The sequence below is a fragment of the Terrisporobacter petrolearius genome (assembly GCF_020748185.1).
GTDB classification, from domain to species: Bacteria; Bacillota; Clostridia; order Peptostreptococcales; family Peptostreptococcaceae; genus Terrisporobacter; species Terrisporobacter petrolearius.
The window spans coordinates 1-1,109 of sequence record NZ_JAHZMO010000099.1; the positions used below are offsets into that span (position 1 = coordinate 1).

1 protein-coding gene is annotated in these 1,109 nt (G+C 31.9%); it reads left to right on the plus strand.

What is annotated here, in order from left to right; translation table 11 throughout:
- A partial coding sequence (locus K0040_RS19800; RefSeq protein ID WP_228110409.1) for an IS256 family transposase occupies positions 1 to 1,109 on the plus strand: 1,109 nt, incomplete at both ends.

Sequence of the window (1,109 nt, forward strand, 5' to 3'; positions counted from 1 at the left end):
TCTAAGAAAAATGAACTAGTAAATGCAATACTTGAACAATATCAACCTGAAACGGTTGAAGATATGCAAGATGCTCTTAAAGATATTTTTGCACCAATGTTTGAAGCCATGCTTCAAGGCGAAATGGATAGTCACTTAGGCTATGAAAATAATAATCATAATCCAAAGAATACAACTAATCGTAGAAATGGTTATTCACAAAAAACTGTAAAAACTACTAATGGTAGTGTTTCTATCAATGTCCCTCGTGACCGCGAAGCGACATTTGAACCACAATTAATTCCAAAACGTTGCAAGGATGTTTCTGGAATTGAAGATAAAGTGCTGTCTATGTATGCTAAAGGAATGAGCCAACGTGATATTTCAGATACTATAGAAGATATTTATGGGTTTGAAATATCTCATGAAACAATATCTCAAATTACTGATAGTGTGCTTGAACATCTTGAAGAATGGCAAAATAGACCCTTAAAAAAATTATATACTTTCTTATTTGTAGACTGCCTGTATGTTACTATTCGCAAGGATTACGAAGTTAAAAACTGCGCAATTTATACGATTTTAGGATATGATGTTGATGGTGTAAAAGATATCCTGGGGCTATGGATCAACGAAACTGAAAATAAGCATACATGGATGCAAATATTTGATGAGTTAAAAACTCGTGGCGTAGAAGATATTTTATTCATCTGTATGGATGGGGTTAGTGGTTTAGAAGACGGAGCTAAATCTATATTTAAGCATACTATTGTTCAAAGATGTATAGTCCATCTAATCAGAAATTCTCTAAAATATGTTCCTAGTAAAGAATACAAAGCATTTACATCTCACTTAAAGAAAATTTATGGTGCTCCTAGTTTAAAAGCAGCTATCGCTGAATTTGAAAGGTTCCAACAAGTATGGTCTAAATATCCTGGAGCTATAGATGTATGGAAGAGAAACTTTTTACATGTTGAACAATTATTTAATTATGGAAGTGCAGTAAGAAAAATAATGTATACAACAAATGCTGTTGAAAGTGTTAATTCAAGCTTTAGAAAAGTAACTAAAAAAGGAGCTTTTCCTAATGAAAATTCACTACTTAAATTACTTTATCTTAGGATAACTGA